The following is a 19,564-nucleotide window of genomic DNA, read 5'->3' as shown; positions in this document are numbered from 1 at the left end:
TTTCAAAAACGGATTAGTTTTTCAACATTATTCTTTTGTAGGTATTTTTTTATGATACTTCTGTTATTAATTGAATTTTCCATAGGTGAAATAAGTTTTCTAAGCACGTCAATATTATTAATTTGGTAGCTTAATTCGGTATAACAAAACCCTTTAAATTCTGTATTCTCAATTAAAAGAACCGATTTTTCGCCAATAGTTCTTCCTTTATCAATTATTAATAGGTTTTGATTGCTGAATTCAATTTTTGCAAAATTTGGTCTTTGTTTAAAATTGAATTTAGGTTTAATGGAATTTACTTCCTGAACAAACTTTAACTGAGCAATTAATTCATTTCCTGTTATTTCATAAGAAACTGAAACTACACTGTTTTGAATTGTTTTTGCTTTTTTAGAAGTTCTTAAAAATAATTGATTAACTGTTTTTTTAATATTTCTTCCTTTTCCAATATACATAATTGTTTTTTCTGTATTGTATACATAAAACAATCCTGTTGATGTAGGAAGTTCATCTAAAATAGTAAGTAATTTTGGAGCAAGTTTACGACCGTTATCAGTTTTTATTGCCTGTTTTACAATTTCCTTATCTACATCTTTATTTAAAAGTAATTTAAATAATTGTGTTGTTGCAATTGCATCGCCATCGGCCCTATGCCTACTTGATACTGGTATTCCTAAAGATCTACATAATTTTCCAAGTTTGTAAGAATTTTCTTCAGGTATTAATTTCTGACTTAATTCAACGGTACATAATGTTTTGCGTTCAAAATCATAGCCTAATCTTCTGAACTCGGTAGTTAAAATTCTATTATCAAAGTTGGCATTATGTGCAACCAAAACGCAATCTGTAGTTATTTCAATGATGCGTTTGGCAACTTCATAAAATTTTGGTGCATTTTTAAGCATTCCATTGTTAATTCCAGTTAAATTAACAACAAATGGTTGAATGTCTTTTTCAGGATTTACCAAACTAATAAATTGATCTACAATTTGGTTGCCATCAAATTTGTAAATGGCAATTTCGGTAATTCCTTCTTCATCAAATTTACCTCCTGTGGTTTCTATGTCTAAAATTGCATACAAATTAATTGTAATTTCTTGTTCCAAAAATAGCACTTCCAACTCTAACCATAGTACTGCCTTCTTCAATGGCAATTTTATAATCGCCACTCATCCCCATTGAAATAATAGTTGGGTTAAAATTTGCTGAATCGTGTTTTTTTAAGATGTTAAAATAATTTTTTAATGTTTTAAATTCTTCCCTAATAATGGTTTCGTTGTCTACAAAACTAGCCATTCCCATTAAACCTTTAATTTTAATGTTAGAAAGATATTTAAATTCTTCGGAAGATAACAAATTTTCAATAGTATCAAATGAAAAGCCAAATTTGGTGTCTTCTTTGGCAATTTTTACTTGTAATAAACAATTTATAATTCTATTATTTTTAAGTGCTTGTTTATTTATTTCTTTCAATGTTTTAAGGCTATCTACACCATGAATTAAATGTACAAAGCTTGCTATATATTTTACTTTGTTACTTTGTAAATGCCCAATCATGTGCCATTCAATATCTTTTGGAAGTACTTCAAATTTTTGAACCATTTCCTGAATTTTGTTTTCACCAAATGCTCTTTGACCAGCATTGTATGCTTCTAAAATATCTGAAACGGGTTTAGTTTTTGAAACAGCTACCAATTTTACATTTTTTGGAAGTGATTTAATTAAGGTATTTATGTTATTGGTTATACTCACAAATTATTCGTCAATTTTATTTATAACTAATCCTGATCTTAATTTTGGCTCAAACCAGGTTACTTTTGGAGGCATAATATTGTTAGTGTCAGCGATATTCATTAGTTGATTCATACTTACTGGAAATAACGCAAATGCAACTGCCATTTCACCGCTATCAACACGTTTGCTTAATTCAGACAATCCTCTAATACCACCAACAAAATCAATTCGAGTATCTGTTCTTAAGTCTTTAATGTTTAACACAGGATCTAAAACATATTTTGATAAAACACTTACATCTAAGCTATCAATTGGATTATCATCATTAAAAGTGCTGCTTTTAGCAGTTAAGCCATACCATTTACTATCTAAATACATAGAAAAATCATGTAGTTTTTCTGGTTTTAGAATAGTATCACTAATTTGTTTTATGATAAAATTCTCATCAATTTTTGATAAAAACTCATCTGTACTTAATCCATTTAAATCTTTTACAACACGGTTGTAATCTATTATTTGTAGTTGAGTATCTGGAAAATGTACTGCCATAAAATAATTATAGGCTTCATTTCCAGTATGGTTTGGATTTTTTTTACGAAATTCCTCACTCATACCTGCAGCAGCAGCTGTTCTATGATGACCATCTGCAACATACGTATTCGGTACTTTTTCTTTAAAAAGTTGTTCTAAATTTTTATTTATTTCAGCATCTTTAATTACCCAAAAATGATGGCCAAAACCATCTTCTGCAGTAAAATCGTATTCAGCCTTATTATTAGTTACAATGTTAGAAACAATTGAATCAATTTCAGGAACAGCTCTGTAGGTGAAAAAAACCGGCTCAATATTTGCTTCCAAAATTCTTGAAAGTACTTTTCGATCTTCTTCCTTATCTGGTCGGGTTAGCTCATGTTTTTTGATAACTCCATCAATATAATCTTGACAAGAAGCAGCTCCAACAATACCATATTGGGTTTTATTGTTCATTGTTTGAGCATAAATATAATATTTATCCTCACTATCCTGAACTAAATATTTTTTATCCTGAAAAGCTTCAAAATTAGATTTTGCATGCAAGTATACTTTTTCTGCATGTGAATCTGTTCCTTTTTCAAACTCGATTTCAGCTCGTGTAATACGTAATAAAGATGCTTCCTTTCCGATAGCCATGTTAGCAGCTTCTTCAGAATTCATTACATCATAAGGTAAACATGCAACTTCTTCTACAATTTCTTTAGGAGGTCTTAATCCTTTAAAGGGTTTAATTATTGCCATGATTTAATATAATTTTTAAATAAATTTCAAACTTCAAAGGTACAATATTTAGCTTCTTTAAACTAAAAAAGACTGTTTATATAAACAGTCTTTTTTAAATTTATTTTATGAATAAGAATTATAACAAAATTTCAATAATTTGTGTTGCCAATTCAGATCCAATCCTGTCTTGCGCTTCACCAGTTGCAGCACCAATATGAGGTGTAAGTGATAGGTTAGGATTCATTAATAACTGAATTTCAGGAGTTGGTTCGTTTTCAAAAACATCTAAAGCAGCTTTAGAAATTTGTCCTTCTTCCAATGCTTTTACTAAAGCAACTTCATCAATAACACCACCACGAGCAGCATTTACTATGCAGGCTGAGTTTTTCATCATTTCAAACTCTTTTGTAGAAATAACGTATTCTTTTTGAGCTGGAACGTGTAATGTTATAAAATCGGCTTGTTTTAAAACCTCTTCTTTAGTTATTGTATTAATGTTGAAGAATAAAGATTGTCCATCAAAAAATTCTAACTCTAGATTAACATTATCAATAAATGGGTCAAAAGCAATAACATTCATTCCAAGTCCTAAACCTACTTTTGCAGTTGCCTGTCCAATTCTACCAAAACCAATAACACCAAGAGTTTTACCTCTTAATTCAACACCTTTTGCATATGCTTTTTTTAGTGCTTTAAATTTTGAATCTCCTTCTAAAGGCATATTTCTGTTAGAATCGTGTAAAAAGCGCACCATACTAAATAAATGTGCAAAAACTAATTCAGCTACAGAATGTGAAGAGGCTGCAGGAGTGTTTATTACTTTAAGTCCTTTTTCTCTTGCATATTCTACATCAATATTATCCATTCCAACACCGCCACGTCCAATAATTTTTAGAGAAGGACAATTATCTATAATATCAGTTCTTACTTTTGTAGCGCTTCTTACAAGAAGCACAGATATTTCATTTGTATTTATATAATCAACTAGTTGCTCTTGGGCTACAGTTGATAAATCTACTTCAAAACCAGCTTCTTCTAGTGCTTTTACACCACTTGCAGCTATTCCATCATTAGCTAATACTTTCATTTTATTTTATTATTTTTTTAGTTTAAATTTCTTTTTCAAGTTGTTGCATTACATCAACTAATACTTGAATACTTTCTTTTGGCATTGCATTATAAATACTTGCTCTATATCCACCAACGGATCTATGGCCTTTGATTCCACTAACACCAGCTGCGTTCCAAAGTTTGTCAAATATTTCTTTGTGATCATCATTAGCCAATGTAAAAGTTACATTCATTAAAGATCGATCTTCTTTTGCAGCAAAACCATTAAAAAGAGGATTTCTATCAATTTCAGCGTATAATAATGCTGCTTTTTCTTCATTTATTTTTTCAATGGCAGGTATTCCACCTAAATCTTTTAACCATTGTAAAGTTAACATAGAAACATATACTGGAAAAACAGGAGGTGTGTTAAACATACTGTCCTTGCTAATATGCACCTGATAATCGAGCATTGCAGGAATTGTTCTACCTGTTTTACCAAGAATTTCATCTTTTACAACAACTAGGGTAGTACCTGCAGGACCCATATTTTTTTGAGCACCAGCATATATTAAATCGAATTTTGAAAAATCTAACTGACGTGAGAAAATATCAGAACTCATATCACATACCAATAAACTATCCGTTTTTGGAAATTCTTTAAATTGAGTTCCGTAAATAGTGTTATTTGAAGTTATATGCACATAATCAACATCTGTTGGTACAGTATAGTTTTTAGGAATATAATTAAATGTTTTGTCTTTTGATGAAGCAAAAACTTCAACTTCACCAAATTGTTTAGCTTCTTTAATAGCTTTGGAACTCCATGCTCCAGTATCCATATAACCAGCTTTTCCATTAATTTTCATTAAATTGTATGCTGCCATTAGAAATTCCAAGCTGGCACCACCTTGTAAAAAAAGTACCGAATAACCTTCAGGTAAGTTCAATAATTCTTTTACCAAACTGCGTGCATTTTCCATAACATCTACAAATTCTTTGCTTCTGTGAGAAATTTCAATTAATGATAAATCAATACCATTAAAATTTACTACTGCTTCAGCAGCTTTTTTTAAAACTTCTTGCGGTAAAATACACGGACCTGCACTAAAATTATGTTTTTTCATTTTATATAATAATATGAGTTTAGTAAACACAAATTTCGGTAAAAAAAGATAAACCGATGCAATAAATTTTATAAAAAAAAGATTATAATTTTAATAAAAATTCAATGGTATCAACGTTATCTGCGTAATCCCATAATTTTGGATGTTGAGTTTCGCCCAATTTTACGAAATCTACAACGTTTTCGTTACACGCTATACACTGTATTTGCTCACTTTCTGTTTTTAACTTTTTCAGTAAACTATCAAAAGAGTTATAATATTCGTAAAAAACTGTTGCAATAGGGGAAGCATAATTTTCATCCTGTTTCAACATTACAAAACCGTTTTCTAAAACGTTAAATAAACTCATAATATAAACAGCCTTATTATAGTCGTAATTGTTTTCGTACTTTTTATAATTAATAATATTATTAAATTTAAATAAGGCATTAAAAAGTAAATCGAAATTGTAATCTTTAGGTATAAATAACTTTGAAACACTTCTGCAACCCAACCCAAAATACTGAAATATATCTTCTCCTAAAGCTTCTAATTCTTCTTTTGTTTCTTTTCCGGTTATAATTGCAACAGAATTTCTGTTTTGGCGAATAATATTGGGATATTTTCCAAAATAATGATCAAAATAGCGAGCAGTATTATTGCTTCCAGTAGCAATAACAGCATAAAAATTGGTCAATTTATCTTCAGTAAAAATTATTTTATTTTTGAAATATATATTGTAATGTTCTAAGTATTTTGCAATTAAAGGTAAAAAATGTTTGTCGTTAGAAGATTGTTTTACAAGGGTATTATTACCTGTTATTAGCACAGATAAAAAATCGTGAAAACCTACTAATGGAATATTTCCAGCCATAATTATGGCGATGTTTTTTGGGGTTTTATTTTCTTCAAATTTATATTTTGAAGTCCAGTTCTTTAAATTTTCATGCGTTAGTGCTTCATTCCAACTTTCAAAAGCATATAAAACATTATCTTTTGTAAACCAACCATTAAATTCCTGAGCTCTTTCTATTTGCATCTTAAAAGCATCAAAAAACAAGGAATTAAATTCTGAATCTTCTTTTTTTACGATTCCTTTTGTAGTGAACTGACCGAAAAAATCTCCAAGTTTTGCAAATGCTTCAATGCGCTGGTTTAAATTCATTTTTAAATTAAATTTTATATTTGCAAAAATAATCTAAATAATAGTATGGCAATAAAAATAACAGACGAATGTATAAATTGTGGAGCTTGTGAACCTGAATGTCCAAATAATGCAATTTATGAAGCTTCAGAAGAATGGCGTTTTGCTGATGGAACCGAACTAAGAGGTAAAATAGTACTGCCAAATGGAAAAAAGTTTGATGCAGATGCTTCACAAGAACCCGTTAATGATGAAATTTATTTTATTGTAACGGATAAATGTACAGAGTGTAAAGGATTTCATGAAGAGCCACAATGTGCTGCTGTTTGCCCTGTAGATTGCTGTGTGCCTGATGAGGAAAATGAGGAGTCAGAAGTTGAGTTATTAGCAAAAAAACAATTTTTACATAAGGAGTAAAATAATATTTTTTATATATTCGCTAATCAACTAACTTTAATCAATAAATCATGAAAAAGAATTTAGCAGTTCTAATTGCCTTTTTATCAATTTCTTTTATTTATTCTCAAAGCAAAATTACTGTAACAGCAAATTATCCTGATGCAACTTTTTATAAAGTTATTGGAGAAGAAATTATTAAACCCGCACTCGGTGTTGGCTCCATTGTTTTAAAATTAGATAAAAAAGCTTTAAATAAAATTGTAATTGTTAAAGAAGGATTTCAAAATGTTATAAAACAATTTCCCAGAACTAGAAAATGGCCAAAAAATGTACAGGTAAGTCTTGAAAATAGATTGGTTGAATTAAATGTAGAACCTTATGATGCAGGTGTTTATGTTGATGGAATATTTGTTGGAAATAAAAACCATAGGCTGATTTTAAAAAAAGATGCAAATTCTACAGTGGAAATAAAAAAGAAAGGCTTTAAAACAGTTTCAAAAATTTTTTATAATAAAGAAGGTAAAGAAATTCCTCCTACTAAAGTGAATTTAACTTTGGTTGATAGGTTAGTGCAAGTAAAAGTTTCTCCAGCAGACGCTGAAATATTTGTTAATCAAAATTCTCACGGAATTGGATCTTCAGATGTTATTATACCAAAAGGGGAATGTGTTTTAGTTCAAGTAAAAAAGGATGGATTTATTGAAGAAGAAAAGGTGTTTTGTAATAAGGACAATGATGTTAACCCTCCAATAAGTCATCAATTTAATTTAACAGACAGATTGGTTAAAATTGAAGCTACACCAAATGATGCTGAAATTTATGTTGATGGAAAAGTTGTAGGAGTAGGTACTTACGATTTAAAAGTACCTTTTAATAATTGCGTTGAAGTTATTGTTAAAAAGGAAAGTTTTTTAAATATTAAAAAAAATTATTGTAATTCTAATGATTATCAAGAGCCTCCATTAAGAGATCATTTAGAATTGATTGAGGATGAGGCACATAGGCAATCTATTTCAACTGATTTGGCAAATGTGAATTTTACAATTGTGGTAAAACCTGATATTATTGAAGATGATGCCTGGAAATTGTTAAGTTCTATTGTAACTACAGAATTTGATGTGCTTGAAGTAATTGATAAGGAAACTGGATATATGAGAACAGCATGGCAGGTAGAAGGTTTTAATGGTAGTACTGTAAGAACAAGAATTATTGTTAAATTAGGTGATTCTAACCCTTTAAAATATGTAATGAAAATAAGTAGTGAAAGAGCTGATGGAGCAGTAAGCGTAAAAGAAGATCAAGAATTTGAAGAGTGGAGTAGAATTTTGAAAAAATATAAAAACATAATTGAAGAAGCACAATCCAGATTATAAGCTAATCAATTAAAAAAATCCCAAATTGTGTTTGGGATTTTTTTTTGAATACGATTTAGGTAACAGTTAATTTTTCTGTAGAAAAATTTTCATATTCTTTAGAAGTTACAATTTCTGAGATTCTAATAATAGCTTCATATAAATCTTGATACGAAGTATAAAGCGGAGTAATTCCAATTCTAATTAAATTTGGCGGTCTGAAATCAGGAATTATAATTTTTTCATTTATATTTTTTGGAGTTATCATAGCCCTGTTTATTCTATAACTTTCTTCATGTGTTATTGAAATATGAGAACCTCTTTTAGTTTGGTCAAGCGGTGATGCAACTTTAAAATTTAAAGGAATTAGATATTTCTGAATTAAATCCATTAAAAAAACACTTTGCTTGCTGCTTTTAGCTTGAATATTTTCAATACCAGCTTCTAAAATAATATCCAATCCGGGTGAAATTGCACCTAAAGAAAGAATGGAAGGGGTACTAATTGCAAATTTTTGTATACCTGAACTTTCTATAAAATTTGGATCAAAATCAAAAGGTTTTTGATGTGCAAACCAAGACCATATTGGGTTGGTAAGTTTATTTTGTAAATCTTTTCTAACATATAAAAATGCTGGTGAACCTGGTCCGCCATTTAAATATTTATACGTACAACCCACTGCCATATCTGCATTTGTTTCATTTAGTTTTATAGTTGTGGCACCAGCAGCATGAGACAAATCCCAAACTACTAAACTATCATTTTTATGAGCCAAATTATTAATAGTTTTCATATTGTATAAAAAGGAACTTTTATAACTAACTAAACTTAAGGTGATTAAAGAAGTGTTTTTTTTAATTGCTTCACTAATAGTTGCAGAGTCTATAAAAACCTCATTATTGCTTTTTAAAACTTTTAATGAATGGTTTTTAAATTGTTGTTTTATAAGTCCTTGAATAATATATAAATCTGTTGGGAAATTTAAATCGTCTGTAATAATTTCAGTTTTATCTTTTTGTAAGGTTAAAGCAGCAAATAAAAGTTTGTATAGGTTTAATGAAGTAGTATCTCCTACAAAAATTTCATCTGGTTGCGCTCCAACAATTAAAGCGATTTTTTTTGCAATTTCATTTGAAAGATCTATCCAATGTTCGTTCCAACTTCTAATTAATCTATTTCCCCATTGATTTTTTACAATATTGGAAGTTGTTTCAATGGTTTTTAATGGTAACTTTCCTAAAGAATTACCATCTAAATAAATCAATGATGGGTTATTCACAAATTTTTCTTTGAATCCTATTAAAGGATCAATTTTATCTAAGGCTTTTGCTTTTTCTAAAAAACTATTCATAACTAGTTTTTGTTTAAAAATGCATTCATAATTTCATCAACCCAAAGTTGATGCATAAGACCTGAAAAATGCAATCCATCATTTGCAAAATATTCAGATTTACCAAGTGCTTGTCTGGAAATAGCTGTAATATCAACAAACTTAATATTTCTTTTAAGTGTTTCTTCTTTTTTAACGGCATTAAAAATATCGATTTGTTCACTAATTTTAGCGCGATCTCTATTTTCAGCAAACGGACTTACTGCCCAGTCAGGTATTGAAACTACAATAACATTTTCAATATTATTTCCAGCAAAAGAGATTGCCATATTTAATAATTCAGCAAATTCAACTCTAAATTCATCAATAGAATTTCCTCGGTATTGATTGTTAACACCAATTAATAAGGTTACCAAATTATATTGTTTAACAATATTTTCTTTTAAAATAGCATCTTTTAATTCGCCAGTAGTCCAGCCTGTTTTTGCAATTATTTTGGGAGAATTAAAAAGATAATTGTTAGTATTTAATTCATTTACAAGCAGCATAGGAAAACGATCTTTTTCAGAAACGCTTTCACCAATTGTATAGCTATCTCCAAGTGCTAAATAGTTTTTACTTGCATTAAATTCTGTTTCCATTTCAATTTCGATTGTATCAGGTTTATTACTTTTTTCATTGCAGGAAATTATTGATAAAAAAATAAGTAATAAGATTTTAAATTCATTCATTTTTAAATAATCTGAAAGTTTAAATATTTTGATAAATATAAATTAAATTAATTACAATAATTTAATTTTACCTTGTGGTATCCTATTTATAATAATATAACTATGAATATAGAAATTTGTACAGATTGTGTTGAAGGAGCTGTAATTGCTGAAAAATACAATGCTAAAAGAATAGAGTTATGCTCTGCTTTATCCGTTGGTGGTTTAACTCCTAGTTTTGGTTTAATTAAGCAATGTGTTAAAAATTCTTTAGTTGAAGTTCATGTAATTATAAGACCCAAAGAAGGAGATTTTAATTATTCAACAATTGATATTGAAGTGATGAAAACAGATTTAAAAATGGCTAAAGAAGCTGGTGCAAGTGGGGTTGTTTTTGGAATTTTAAATAAATCAAATGAAGTTTCAGAGCTAAATTTAGAGTTGTTAAAAATAGCTAAAAATTTAGGTTTAGAAGTTACATTTCATAGAGCTTTCGATTTTGTAAAAGATTATAAAAAAGCAGTTGAAAAATTAATTGAAATGAAGTTTGATAGGTTATTAACTTCTGGTTTACAGTTAACTGCATTAGAGGGATTGGATGTAATTTCTTATTTACAAGATAATTATGGTGATAAAATACAAATTATGGCTGGTAGTGGAATTAACCAATCAAATGCATTAAAAATTTCCTTATCAGGAATTAATAATATTCATTTTACTGCTCGTAAATTAGTAAAGTCCGTTTCAGAATTTTCAATGGGAGAAAATATTGAAATTGATGAAGAAAAAATAAAAGGTATTTCCAATATTTTTAGTGCGTGATTTTTAAATTAAACACATTGTTTAATTGTAATTTATTCATAGAAATAGTTGCTGAAACGTATTAAATAAATAAAAACTTTAAAACTTAAATCTTAATAGTATATTTGCACCGCTAAAAATTTAAATTATGAAGGCAGGAATTGTAGGATTACCAAATGTTGGAAAATCAACCTTATTTAATTGTTTATCAAATGCAAAAGCGCAAAGTGCTAACTTTCCATTTTGTACAATTGAACCAAATATTGGAGTAGTAAATGTTCCAGATAATAGGTTAACAAAATTGGAAGAATTGGTTAATCCAGAGCGTGTTATGCCTGCAACAGTTGATATTGTTGATATTGCTGGGTTGGTAAGAGGAGCAAGTAAAGGTGAAGGTTTGGGAAATCAATTTTTAGCAAATATTAGAGAAACGGATGCAATTATTCACGTTTTGCGTTGTTTTGATAACGATAATATTGTTCACGTTGATACAACGGTTGATCCAGTTAGAGATAAAGAAACTATTGATATTGAGCTTCAATTAAAAGATTTTGAAACTTTAGAAAAGAGATTAGAACGCGTTAAAAAAACAGCTCGTACTGGAAATAAAGATGCTCAAAAAGAATTAGATGTTTTAGAAAAAGTTAAATCAGGCTTAGAAGCTGCTGTTTCTGTTAGAGCTATAGATTTAACTGAAAAAGAAAGAGAAGAGTATATAAAACCACTACAGTTTATTACTGATAAACCTGTATTATATGTATGTAATGTTGACGAAAATTCAGCAGTTGATGGTAATAGTTATGTTGATGCGGTACAAGAAGCTGTAAAAGGCGAAAATGCTGAAATTATAATTTTGGCAGTTGGAACAGAGGCGGATATTACAGAATTAGATTCATTTGAAGAACGTCAACTTTTTTTAGAAGATTTAGGATTAGAAGAGCCAGGTTCTTCTGTGTTAATTAGAGCAGCATACAAATTATTAAACTTACAAACTTATTTTACAGCAGGAGTTAAAGAAGTACGTGCCTGGACTATTCATATTGGAGATACAGCACCTCAAGCTGCGGGAGTAATTCACACCGATTTTGAAAAGGGATTTATTAGGGCTGAAGTTATTGCATATGAGGATTTTGTTAGTTATGGAAGCGAAGCTAAAGTAAAAGAAGCTGGTAAAATGCGTGTTGAAGGTAAAGAATATATTGTAAAAGATGGAGATGTAATGCATTTCCGTTTTAATGTATAATTTTTAAGTGAACATCGTAAAAGAGAAATTTCTTAAATTTTTAAAATAATACATCTGATTATGTTTGTCAGATGAATATTTCAAAAACAATTAATTCCGGAGTTTTAATTGCCATTATTGGTATTGTGCTGTTTTCAGCCAAAGCAATTATGGTAAAATTAGCATATCAATATCAGGTAAGCGCAGTTCATTTATTATTGTTTAGAATGTTGTTTTCACTTCCGTTTTATGTATTAATAGCTTTTTACGTAAAACCTCAAAATCCAGAAAAAATTAAAAGGAATGATTATTTATGGATTGTTTTTTTTGGTTTTATAGGTTATTATTTAGCTAGTTACTTCGATTTTTTAGGATTAAAATATATTAAAGCCGGATTAGAACGGATTATACTTTTTATATATCCAACTTTGGTTATTATAATTTCAAAAATATTTTTAAAAACTACTATTTCAACAAAGCAAATAATTGCTATTTTAATTACTTATTTTGGTGTTATTATTACTTTTTGGGGAGAAATTCAATTTGAAAGTGAGCATACAATTTTAGGTGGATTTTTAATATTTTTAAGTGCGTTAACGTATGCATCATACTTGGTTGGAAGCGGTTGGTTAATTCCAAAATTTGGTGTAGTTCCATTTACAGCTTATGCTATGATTGTTTCAACAGTGTGCGTTATAGCTCATTATTTAATTGGAGACAGAACAACTATTTTTGTTTATTCTTTTGAAGTTTATTTTTTAGGTTTTTTAATGGCAGTAGTTTCAACAATTATTCCATCTTTTTTAGTTTCATTGGCAATAAAGAAATTAGGCGCTTCAAATTTTTCAATAATTGGAAGTATTGGCCCAATTTCAACCATAATTTTGGCTTATATTTTTTTAAACGAAACACTTTCTTTATTACAGCTAATGGGAGCATTTATTGTTATTATTGGAATAGCTGTTATTTCTTCAAAAAAGAAAAATACTGCTAAAGTTTAAGTATTAATTGTTTAATAGCTGTTAATAACTATTTTATCAGACTTTTTTGCCTTTTTTAAGTCAAAATAGTACATTAGCACTTCTTCAAGAATTTTACAATATTTAATGGCAGAACAAACAAATTATACAGAGGATAATATCCGTTCACTTGATTGGAAAGAGCATATTAGAATGCGTCCTGGAATGTATATTGGTAAATTAGGAGATGGTTCATCACCTGATGATGGTATTTACATTTTAATAAAAGAAGTTTTAGATAACTCAATTGATGAGTATGTAATGGGTGCAGGTAAAACTATTGAAGTTTCTGTAAAAGATGAAACAGTTACTGTGCGTGATTATGGGCGTGGAATTCCACTGGGAAAAGTTGTTGACGTAGTTTCTAAAATGAATACTGGAGGGAAGTATGATTCTCGTGCTTTTAAAAAATCTGTTGGATTAAATGGAGTAGGTACAAAAGCTGTAAATGCATTATCTTCCTATTTTAAAGTACAATCTATTAGAGATGGACAAACTGCTTTTGCAGAATTTTCAGCTGGAAATATTACTTTAAATGAAAAACCACATGATTCTTCTTTAAGAAAAGGAACAAAAGTAACCTTTGTGCCGGATAGAAGTATTTTTCCAAAGTTTAAATACCGCAGTGAGTACATTGTAAAAATGATTAAAAATTATGTGTATTTAAACACAGGTTTAACTATTATTTTTAATGGAGAAAAGTACTTTTCTGAAAATGGTTTAAAAGATTTATTAGAAGAAAATATTGCTGATGAGTTTATGTTATTTCCTATAATTCATTTAAAAGGTGAAGATATTGAAGTAGCATTAACGTATAGTAAAGCCCAATATAGTGAGGAATATCACTCGTTTGTTAACGGACAGCATACTACACAAGGAGGAACACACCAAAATGCATTTAGAGAAGCCATAGTAAAAACTGTACGTGAGTATTTTGGAAAAAATTATGAAGCTTCAGATATTAGAAAATCTATTGTTTCTGCAATTAGTGTAAAAGTAATGGAACCTGTTTTTGAAAGTCAAACTAAAACAAAACTAGGCTCTACAGAAATGGGTGGAGATTTACCAACTGTAAGAACTTTTATAACGGATTTTGTTAAAACAAATTTGGATAATTATTTGCATAAAAATCCGGATACTGCTGAAAAAATTCAAAAGAAAATTTTACAAGCTGAAAAAGAACGTAGAGATTTATCTGGAATTAGAAAGTTAGCGCGAGAACGTGCAAAAAAAGCTAGTTTGCATAATAAAAAATTACGTGATTGTAGAGTGCATTTGAACGATTTAAAAAAAGACAACCGGTTAGAAAGTACGTTGTTTATTACAGAGGGTGATTCTGCAAGTGGTTCTATTACAAAATCTAGAGATGTAAATACACAAGCTGTTTTTAGTTTGCGAGGTAAACCTTTAAATTCATACAATATGAGTAAAAAAATTGTGTATGAAAATGAAGAATTTAATTTATTACAGGCAGCTTTAGATATTGAAGATGGTTTAGAAAATTTGCGATATAATAACATAGTAATTGCTACAGATGCCGATGTTGATGGTATGCATATTCGTTTGTTGTTAATTACTTTCTTTTTACAGTTTTTCCCAGAATTAATTAAAGAAGGTCATTTGTATATTTTAGATACTCCTTTGTTTAGAGTTCGTGATAAAAAGCAAACCTTTTATTGTTATTCACCAGAAGAAAAAGAAAATGCTATAAATTCCTTAAAAGGTAAACCTGAAATGACACGTTTTAAAGGGTTAGGAGAAATTTCACCCGATGAATTTGTTCATTTTATAGGTGATGATATTCGTTTGGATCCGGTAATGCTTGATAAAGAAATGCCAATAGACAAAATGTTAGAGTTTTATATGGGAAAAAACACCCCTGACCGTCAGAAATTTATTATTAAAAATTTAAAAGTTGAATTAGATATAGTTGAAGAGTAAGGTATTAATTATAAATTATTTAAAAACTTCAACAAATAACCAATAATAATGCAAGAAGAAAACCACGAAGAAATCAACGAAGAATTTGGAACTCAGGATACCATTACAAAGGTAACTGGGATGTACAAAGATTGGTTTTTAGATTATGCCTCATATGTAATTTTAGAACGGGCAGTTCCTGGAATTAAAGATGGTTTTAAGCCAGTACAGCGCAGAATTATGCATTCTATGAAAGATTTAGACGATGGGCGTTACAATAAAGTAGCAAATATTGTCGGTCATACAATGCAATATCATCCTCACGGAGATGCCTCTATTGCTGATGCAATGGTGCAAATTGGTCAAAAAGACTTGTTGATTGATATGCAAGGAAACTGGGGTAATATTTTAACCGGTGACCGTGCTGCTGCTTCTCGTTATATTGAAGCGCGTTTGTCTAAATTTGCATTAGATGTAGTTTTTAATGCTAAAACTACCGAATGGCAAGCATCTTACGATGGAAGAAGAAAAGAACCAATAGATTTACCTGTAAAATTTCCAATGTTATTGGCTCAAGGTGCTGAAGGTATTGCAGTTGGATTATCAACAAAAATTTTACCTCATAATTTTAATGAACTTATTGATGCTTCAATAAAACATTTAAAAGGAAGAAGTTTTACCTTAATTCCAGATTTTTTAACTGGTGGAATTGCAGATGTTTCAAATTATAATGATGGCAAACGAGGTGGTAAAATAAGAGTTAGAGCCAAAATATCTCAATTAGATAAAAAAACATTGGTTATTAACGAAATTCCTTTTGGAACCACAACTTCAAGTTTAATAGATTCTATTTTAAAAGCAAACGATAAAGGCACAATTAAAATAAAACAAATTGAAGATAATACCGCTGCAAATGTTGAAATTTTGGTGCATTTACCAAATGGAATTTCACCAGATAAAACTATAGATGCCTTATACGCATTTACCAATTGCGAAAACTCAATTTCACCATTATGCTGTGTAATTGATGATAATAAACCAGTTTTTATTGGTGTTTCTGAAATACTTAGGTTATCAACAGATCATACCGTAAGTTTATTAAAACAGGAACTTGAAATTCAATTGAATGAATTAGAAGAACAATGGCATTTTGCTTCATTAGAACGAATATTTATTGAAAATAGAATTTACCGGGATATTGAAGAAGAAGAAACCTGGAACGGTGTTATAAAAGCTATTGATAAAGGTTTGCAACCACATATAAAGCATTTAAAACGTGCTATTACTGAAGAAGATATTGTTAGATTAACAGAAATTAGAATCAAAAAAATATCGAAATTTGATATAGATAAAGCAAAACAATTTATTGAAAGTCTTGAAGAAAAAATAGCAGAAGTAAAACATCACTTGGCTAACTTAATAGATTTTGCTATAGATTATTTTAAAAACCTAAAAACAAAATATGGAAAAGGAAAAGAACGTTTAACTGAAATTCGTTTATTTGATGATATTGTTGCTACAAAAGTTGTAATGCGAAATACAAAATTGTATGTAAACAGAGAAGAAGGTTTTGTTGGAACTTCCTTAAAACGCGACGAATACGTAGATGACTGTGCAGATATTGATGATGTAATTATTTTTAGAAAAGATGGAGTAATGATGGTTACAAAGGTGGATGCTAAAACTTTTGTTGGAAAAGATATAATACATATTGCTGTATTTAAAAAGAACGACAAGAGAACTGTTTATAATATGATTTATCGTGATGGTAGAAGCGGCCCAAGTTATATGAAACGTTTTAATGTTACAGGTGTAACTCGTGATAAAGAATATGATTTAACTTCGGGAAGTAAAGCTTCAGTGGTGTTATATTTTACGGCAAACCCAAATGGAGAGGCAGAAACAGTTACTATAAATTTAAGAGCTGTTGGCAGTGTAAAAAAACTGAAATGGGATATTGATTTTTCAGATTTGGCAATTAAAGGGAGAAGTTCAAAAGGAAATATAGTAACAAAATATGCAATCAAAAAAATTGAATTAAAATCTGAAGGAGTTTCTACATTAAAACCACGTAAAATTTGGTTTGATGAAACTGTACAACGGCTAAATGTTGATGATAGAGGAGAATTGTTAGGCGAATTTAAAGCTGAAGACAGATTACTAATTATCAATCAAAAAGGCATAGTAAAAACTGTGAAACCAGAACTAACTACACATTTTGATAATGATATGATTGTGCTTGAAAAATGGATTCCTGAAAAACCAATTTCAGCCATTTATTTTGATGGTGAAAAAGAACGTTATTATATTAAGCGTTTTATGATTGATAATCCAAATAAGGAAGAAACCATTATTTCTGAACATCCAAAGTCTCAATTAGAAATTGTTTCAACAGATTATAGGCCAATGGCTGAAATTGTATTTTCTAAACGTAGCTTAGAAAATATGGAAGTTAATTTAGAAGAGTTTATTGCTGTAAAAGGGATTAAGGCACAAGGAAATCAATTAACTACCGATAAAATTAAAACGATTAATATGTTAGCTCCTTTGCCATATGAAGCAATTGTTATAGAAGATGTTGAAGTAAATGAAGAAGAGGTAATTGATAATGAAAATGGCGAAACTAAGAACAAATCAAATGATTTGAATAAAAATGATGAAGGGCAAACTACATTATTTTAAAACCCATTCAATTGCAGAGGAGATTGTACTAAAAGGTTTGGAATGGTAACCATCGTCCTTTGTTTCAACCAAAAAAGGTATTACAATGTCTTTTGGTCTTTTTGTAATAACAGCAATTTTAGAACCTCCAAAAACAGCAAGGTTATTCTTATAAAAATTTGCAATTAATAAATGTTCATTTATATTCATTTTTAATTTAGCTTTTTTATAATTTACTATAAATCCTTTTGTTCCTGAAGGGATTATTTTTTTTTCAAAAGCATATTTCCATGAAGACTTAATATCATCAATAGTTATTTCACCAATATAAGTTTTATAAAAAATACCAGTAATGTTATCAAATTGATATTTAAATTTATTTTTCATTTTGAGGTAAATTATAAAAAACAATAAAGAACTAAATATTATTTAAGTTTTTCAAAAAAAGTAAACTTATAATCTTTTAATAGTTCAGGGTGTGCAATTTTAATTAAATCTTTTAAAACTAAATCTGGTCGGGCAGGAGCTAATTCAAAATAAATAATTCCTCCCTTTTCACCTCTTTTATTTACAAAAGAAAAGACTTCTTTATTTGTAAATGCTTTAAATTTTGAATATAGATCATTTGCTTTTTCAATTTCAGTTAAATTACTGTAAAAACTTGGTGAAATCCAGATATCAGCATTTTTTCCTTTTTCAAATACATTTTCAATATTTAAAGAAAGACTCCCTTTTCCTGCAGAATTTACCCATAAATAATCAGTGTTGGCATCATTTAAAAAAGCAGCTTCAAAACTTTCTCCTGCAGGTAAATTCCATATATCTTTAAACAAGCCCCCAGAAATTATACTTGGTTTTATGTTAGATTTTAAAGCAATATTTTTGGCGGTTAAATAATTTTTTTCAATTTCATTAAAAATACTATCAGCTAATTTTTCTTTATCAAATAAAACACCAAAAAATTTAATCCATTCAGCACGCCCAAGCGGTGTTTCTTCAAGCCAGTCACCATTTAAAATAACAGGAATACCTAATTTTTCAATGGTTACAAACATTTTATTGTTGCTGTTTAAAGAAAAACCAACAACTAACTCAGGATTTAAATCAAGAAGTAATTCTGTATTAATACTTTCTTCATTACCTAACTCTTTTATAGCACCACTATTTATTAAATCTCTGGTTTTTTTAGAAGAAATATAATCGGTATTTGGGTACCCAATCAATTTATCTTCAACATTTAATAATTCTAACATTGGAATATGTGTTGTGCTAGTTACTACTATTGAATTTACAGGAGTTTTAATACCTTTTTCAGCACTGTTTATACCGGTTAAAATAAATTCAAATGTTTCTTTTGAATCTTGATAAGGTGCGTTAACAATAAGTTTTTTATAAGTTTCAAAATATTCAATATTAAAACCACTTGCATATTTAATGCTGCTTTTAGTATTGATTTTTTCGCTTGTTAATCCCTTTTTTATTTCATTTTTACAAGAAATCAAAATTGAAAAAAATAGTAATGTTATTAATAATCTGAAAGTTATAAACCTCATAGAAAAAATATTTTGGCAAATGTAATATTTTAGAGAATTAATAGTACTAATTACTCTTAAATATTTATTTTTGCATCAGATTTATGGTTCTTAAATTATACATCAGTATAAATTAAGTTAAAAGGGAAGTTGGTTAAAATCCAACGCTGTACCCGCAACTGTAAGCTTAGCCAATTTATTGGTGGTTGTTATTAAACTTTTGCCACTGTTCTTAAAGAATGGGAAGGTAAATAACAATACGCAAGCCAGGAGACCTGCCAAAATTGTAATAGTTCAAACTTTCGGGCGAAAGGTTTGAGTATAGTA

At 29.0% G+C, this 19,564-nt stretch carries 17 protein-coding genes and 1 riboswitch; of the genes, 7 read left to right on the top strand and 10 right to left on the bottom strand.

Translation table 11 applies throughout. The annotated features are described in order from the left end of the window. Positions 1–2: 2 nt before the first annotated feature. The 6 genes from BX611_RS06870 to BX611_RS06845 all read right to left on the bottom strand — a co-directional run bounded on the left by BX611_RS06870 (position 3) and on the right by BX611_RS06845 (position 6,312). Positions 3–1,082, bottom strand: coding sequence for a 3'-5' exonuclease (locus BX611_RS06870; protein ID WP_115880463.1), 1,080 nt, complete (start codon positions 1,080–1,082; stop codon positions 3–5). Between the two features lies 1 nt (position 1,083). Next, entirely contained in the window at positions 1,084–1,752 is a 669-nt protein-coding gene (locus tag BX611_RS06865) for a YggS family pyridoxal phosphate-dependent enzyme (RefSeq protein ID WP_115879531.1), read from the bottom strand. Positions 1,753–1,755: 3 nt separating this feature from the next. Then, on the bottom strand, positions 1,756–3,009 hold the full coding sequence (locus tag BX611_RS06860) for a DUF1015 domain-containing protein (protein WP_115879529.1): 1,254 nt from the start codon (positions 3,007–3,009) through the stop codon (positions 1,756–1,758). Positions 3,010–3,127: 118 nt separating this feature from the next. After that, a complete protein-coding gene (locus BX611_RS06855; protein ID WP_115879527.1) occupies positions 3,128–4,078 on the bottom strand; it encodes a D-2-hydroxyacid dehydrogenase in 951 nt (316 codons plus the stop codon). Positions 4,079–4,100: 22 nt separating this feature from the next. Then, positions 4,101–5,168 (bottom strand): 3-phosphoserine/phosphohydroxythreonine transaminase, encoded by a 1,068-nt coding sequence (serC, locus tag BX611_RS06850; RefSeq protein ID WP_115879525.1) that lies wholly within the window; start codon positions 5,166–5,168, stop codon positions 4,101–4,103. An 82-nt stretch (positions 5,169–5,250) separates the two neighbouring features. Next, positions 5,251–6,312: an acyl-CoA reductase gene (locus BX611_RS06845; protein ID WP_115879523.1), complete on the bottom strand. Its 1,062-nt coding sequence runs from the start codon at positions 6,310–6,312 to the stop codon at positions 5,251–5,253. A gap of 45 nt (positions 6,313–6,357) precedes the next feature. Here BX611_RS06845 and BX611_RS06840 point away from each other — a divergent pair, with 45 nt between their 5' ends. Together BX611_RS06840 and BX611_RS06835 are read left to right on the top strand one after the other, a co-directional pair. Then, positions 6,358–6,708 carry a 4Fe-4S binding protein gene (locus BX611_RS06840; RefSeq protein WP_115879521.1) on the top strand — a complete coding sequence of 117 codons (351 nt, stop codon included), beginning with the start codon at positions 6,358–6,360 and terminating at the stop codon, positions 6,706–6,708. Between the two features lie 50 nt (positions 6,709–6,758). Beyond that, positions 6,759–8,063: a hypothetical protein gene (locus BX611_RS06835; protein ID WP_115879519.1), complete on the top strand. Its 1,305-nt coding sequence runs from the start codon at positions 6,759–6,761 to the stop codon at positions 8,061–8,063. Between the two features lie 55 nt (positions 8,064–8,118). On the opposite strand, the gene kynU is transcribed toward BX611_RS06835, so the two are convergent. Both kynU and BX611_RS06825 read right to left on the bottom strand, forming a co-directional pair. Then, positions 8,119–9,393 (bottom strand): kynureninase, encoded by a 1,275-nt coding sequence (gene kynU / locus BX611_RS06830; RefSeq protein ID WP_115879517.1) that lies wholly within the window; start codon positions 9,391–9,393, stop codon positions 8,119–8,121. Positions 9,394–9,395: 2 nt separating this feature from the next. Continuing rightward, the gene (locus tag BX611_RS06825; protein WP_115879515.1) at positions 9,396–10,103 is read right to left on the bottom strand and encodes an SGNH/GDSL hydrolase family protein; all 708 of its coding nucleotides are present in this window, start codon (positions 10,101–10,103) and stop codon (positions 9,396–9,398) included. A 102-nt stretch (positions 10,104–10,205) separates the two neighbouring features. On the opposite strand from BX611_RS06825, the gene BX611_RS06820 reads away from it, so the two are divergent. From BX611_RS06820 to BX611_RS06800, 5 genes are all read left to right on the top strand, one after another. Then, positions 10,206–10,904: a copper homeostasis protein CutC gene (locus tag BX611_RS06820; RefSeq protein WP_115879513.1), complete on the top strand. Its 699-nt coding sequence runs from the start codon at positions 10,206–10,208 to the stop codon at positions 10,902–10,904. Positions 10,905–11,031: 127 nt separating this feature from the next. After that, entirely contained in the window at positions 11,032–12,126 is a 1,095-nt protein-coding gene (gene ychF, locus BX611_RS06815; protein WP_115879511.1) for a redox-regulated ATPase YchF, read from the top strand. A 71-nt stretch (positions 12,127–12,197) separates the two neighbouring features. Then, positions 12,198–13,106, top strand: a complete 909-nt coding sequence (locus BX611_RS06810) for a DMT family transporter (protein WP_115879509.1) — start codon at positions 12,198–12,200, stop codon at positions 13,104–13,106. Between the two features lie 105 nt (positions 13,107–13,211). Next, on the top strand, positions 13,212–15,065 hold the full coding sequence (locus tag BX611_RS06805; RefSeq protein WP_115879507.1) for a DNA topoisomerase IV subunit B: 1,854 nt from the start codon (positions 13,212–13,214) through the stop codon (positions 15,063–15,065). Between the two features lie 48 nt (positions 15,066–15,113). Then, positions 15,114–17,726: a DNA gyrase/topoisomerase IV subunit A gene (locus BX611_RS06800; protein WP_115879505.1), complete on the top strand. Its 2,613-nt coding sequence runs from the start codon at positions 15,114–15,116 to the stop codon at positions 17,724–17,726. Here BX611_RS06800 and BX611_RS06795 read toward each other — a convergent pair. Both BX611_RS06795 and BX611_RS06790 read right to left on the bottom strand, forming a co-directional pair. Further along, entirely contained in the window at positions 17,718–18,092 is a 375-nt protein-coding gene (locus tag BX611_RS06795; protein ID WP_115879503.1) for a hypothetical protein, read from the bottom strand. The genes BX611_RS06800 and BX611_RS06795 overlap by 9 nt on opposite strands. Before the next feature lie 38 nt (positions 18,093–18,130). Further along, entirely contained in the window at positions 18,131–19,258 is a 1,128-nt protein-coding gene (locus tag BX611_RS06790; RefSeq protein ID WP_115879501.1) for an ABC transporter substrate-binding protein, read from the bottom strand. A 67-nt stretch (positions 19,259–19,325) separates the two neighbouring features. Beyond that, positions 19,326–19,534: riboswitch (cobalamin riboswitch) on the top strand. The last annotated feature ends 30 nt before the right edge of the window (positions 19,535–19,564 follow it).

Origin of the sequence: Lutibacter oceani (genome assembly GCF_003384935.1) — a bacterium.
Classification (GTDB): domain Bacteria; phylum Bacteroidota; class Bacteroidia; order Flavobacteriales; family Flavobacteriaceae; genus Lutibacter; species Lutibacter oceani.
The sequence above is the reverse complement of the archived record's forward strand: the minus strand, read 5'-3'. Positions and strand labels throughout refer to the sequence as shown.

Coding starts and splice junctions, on each gene's coding strand:
- BX611_RS06805 (WP_115879507.1), top strand. CDS start 13,212: ATGGCAGAACAAACAAATTATACAGAGGATAATATCCGTTCACTTGAT.
- BX611_RS06860 (WP_115879529.1), bottom strand. CDS start 3,009: ATGGCAATAATTAAACCCTTTAAAGGATTAAGACCTCCTAAAGAAATT.
- BX611_RS06810 (WP_115879509.1), top strand. CDS start 12,198: ATGAATATTTCAAAAACAATTAATTCCGGAGTTTTAATTGCCATTATT.
- BX611_RS06835 (WP_115879519.1), top strand. CDS start 6,759: ATGAAAAAGAATTTAGCAGTTCTAATTGCCTTTTTATCAATTTCTTTT.
- BX611_RS06855 (WP_115879527.1), bottom strand. CDS start 4,078: ATGAAAGTATTAGCTAATGATGGAATAGCTGCAAGTGGTGTAAAAGCA.
- BX611_RS06800 (WP_115879505.1), top strand. CDS start 15,114: ATGCAAGAAGAAAACCACGAAGAAATCAACGAAGAATTTGGAACTCAG.
- BX611_RS06825 (WP_115879515.1), bottom strand. CDS start 10,103: ATGAATGAATTTAAAATCTTATTACTTATTTTTTTATCAATAATTTCC.
- BX611_RS06820 (WP_115879513.1), top strand. CDS start 10,206: ATGAATATAGAAATTTGTACAGATTGTGTTGAAGGAGCTGTAATTGCT.
- serC (WP_115879525.1), bottom strand. CDS start 5,168: ATGAAAAAACATAATTTTAGTGCAGGTCCGTGTATTTTACCGCAAGAA.
- kynU (WP_115879517.1), bottom strand. CDS start 9,393: ATGAATAGTTTTTTAGAAAAAGCAAAAGCCTTAGATAAAATTGATCCT.
- ychF (WP_115879511.1), top strand. CDS start 11,032: ATGAAGGCAGGAATTGTAGGATTACCAAATGTTGGAAAATCAACCTTA.
- BX611_RS06790 (WP_115879501.1), bottom strand. CDS start 19,258: ATGAGGTTTATAACTTTCAGATTATTAATAACATTACTATTTTTTTCA.
- BX611_RS06845 (WP_115879523.1), bottom strand. CDS start 6,312: ATGAATTTAAACCAGCGCATTGAAGCATTTGCAAAACTTGGAGATTTT.
- BX611_RS06840 (WP_115879521.1), top strand. CDS start 6,358: ATGGCAATAAAAATAACAGACGAATGTATAAATTGTGGAGCTTGTGAA.
- BX611_RS06795 (WP_115879503.1), bottom strand. CDS start 18,092: ATGAAAAATAAATTTAAATATCAATTTGATAACATTACTGGTATTTTT.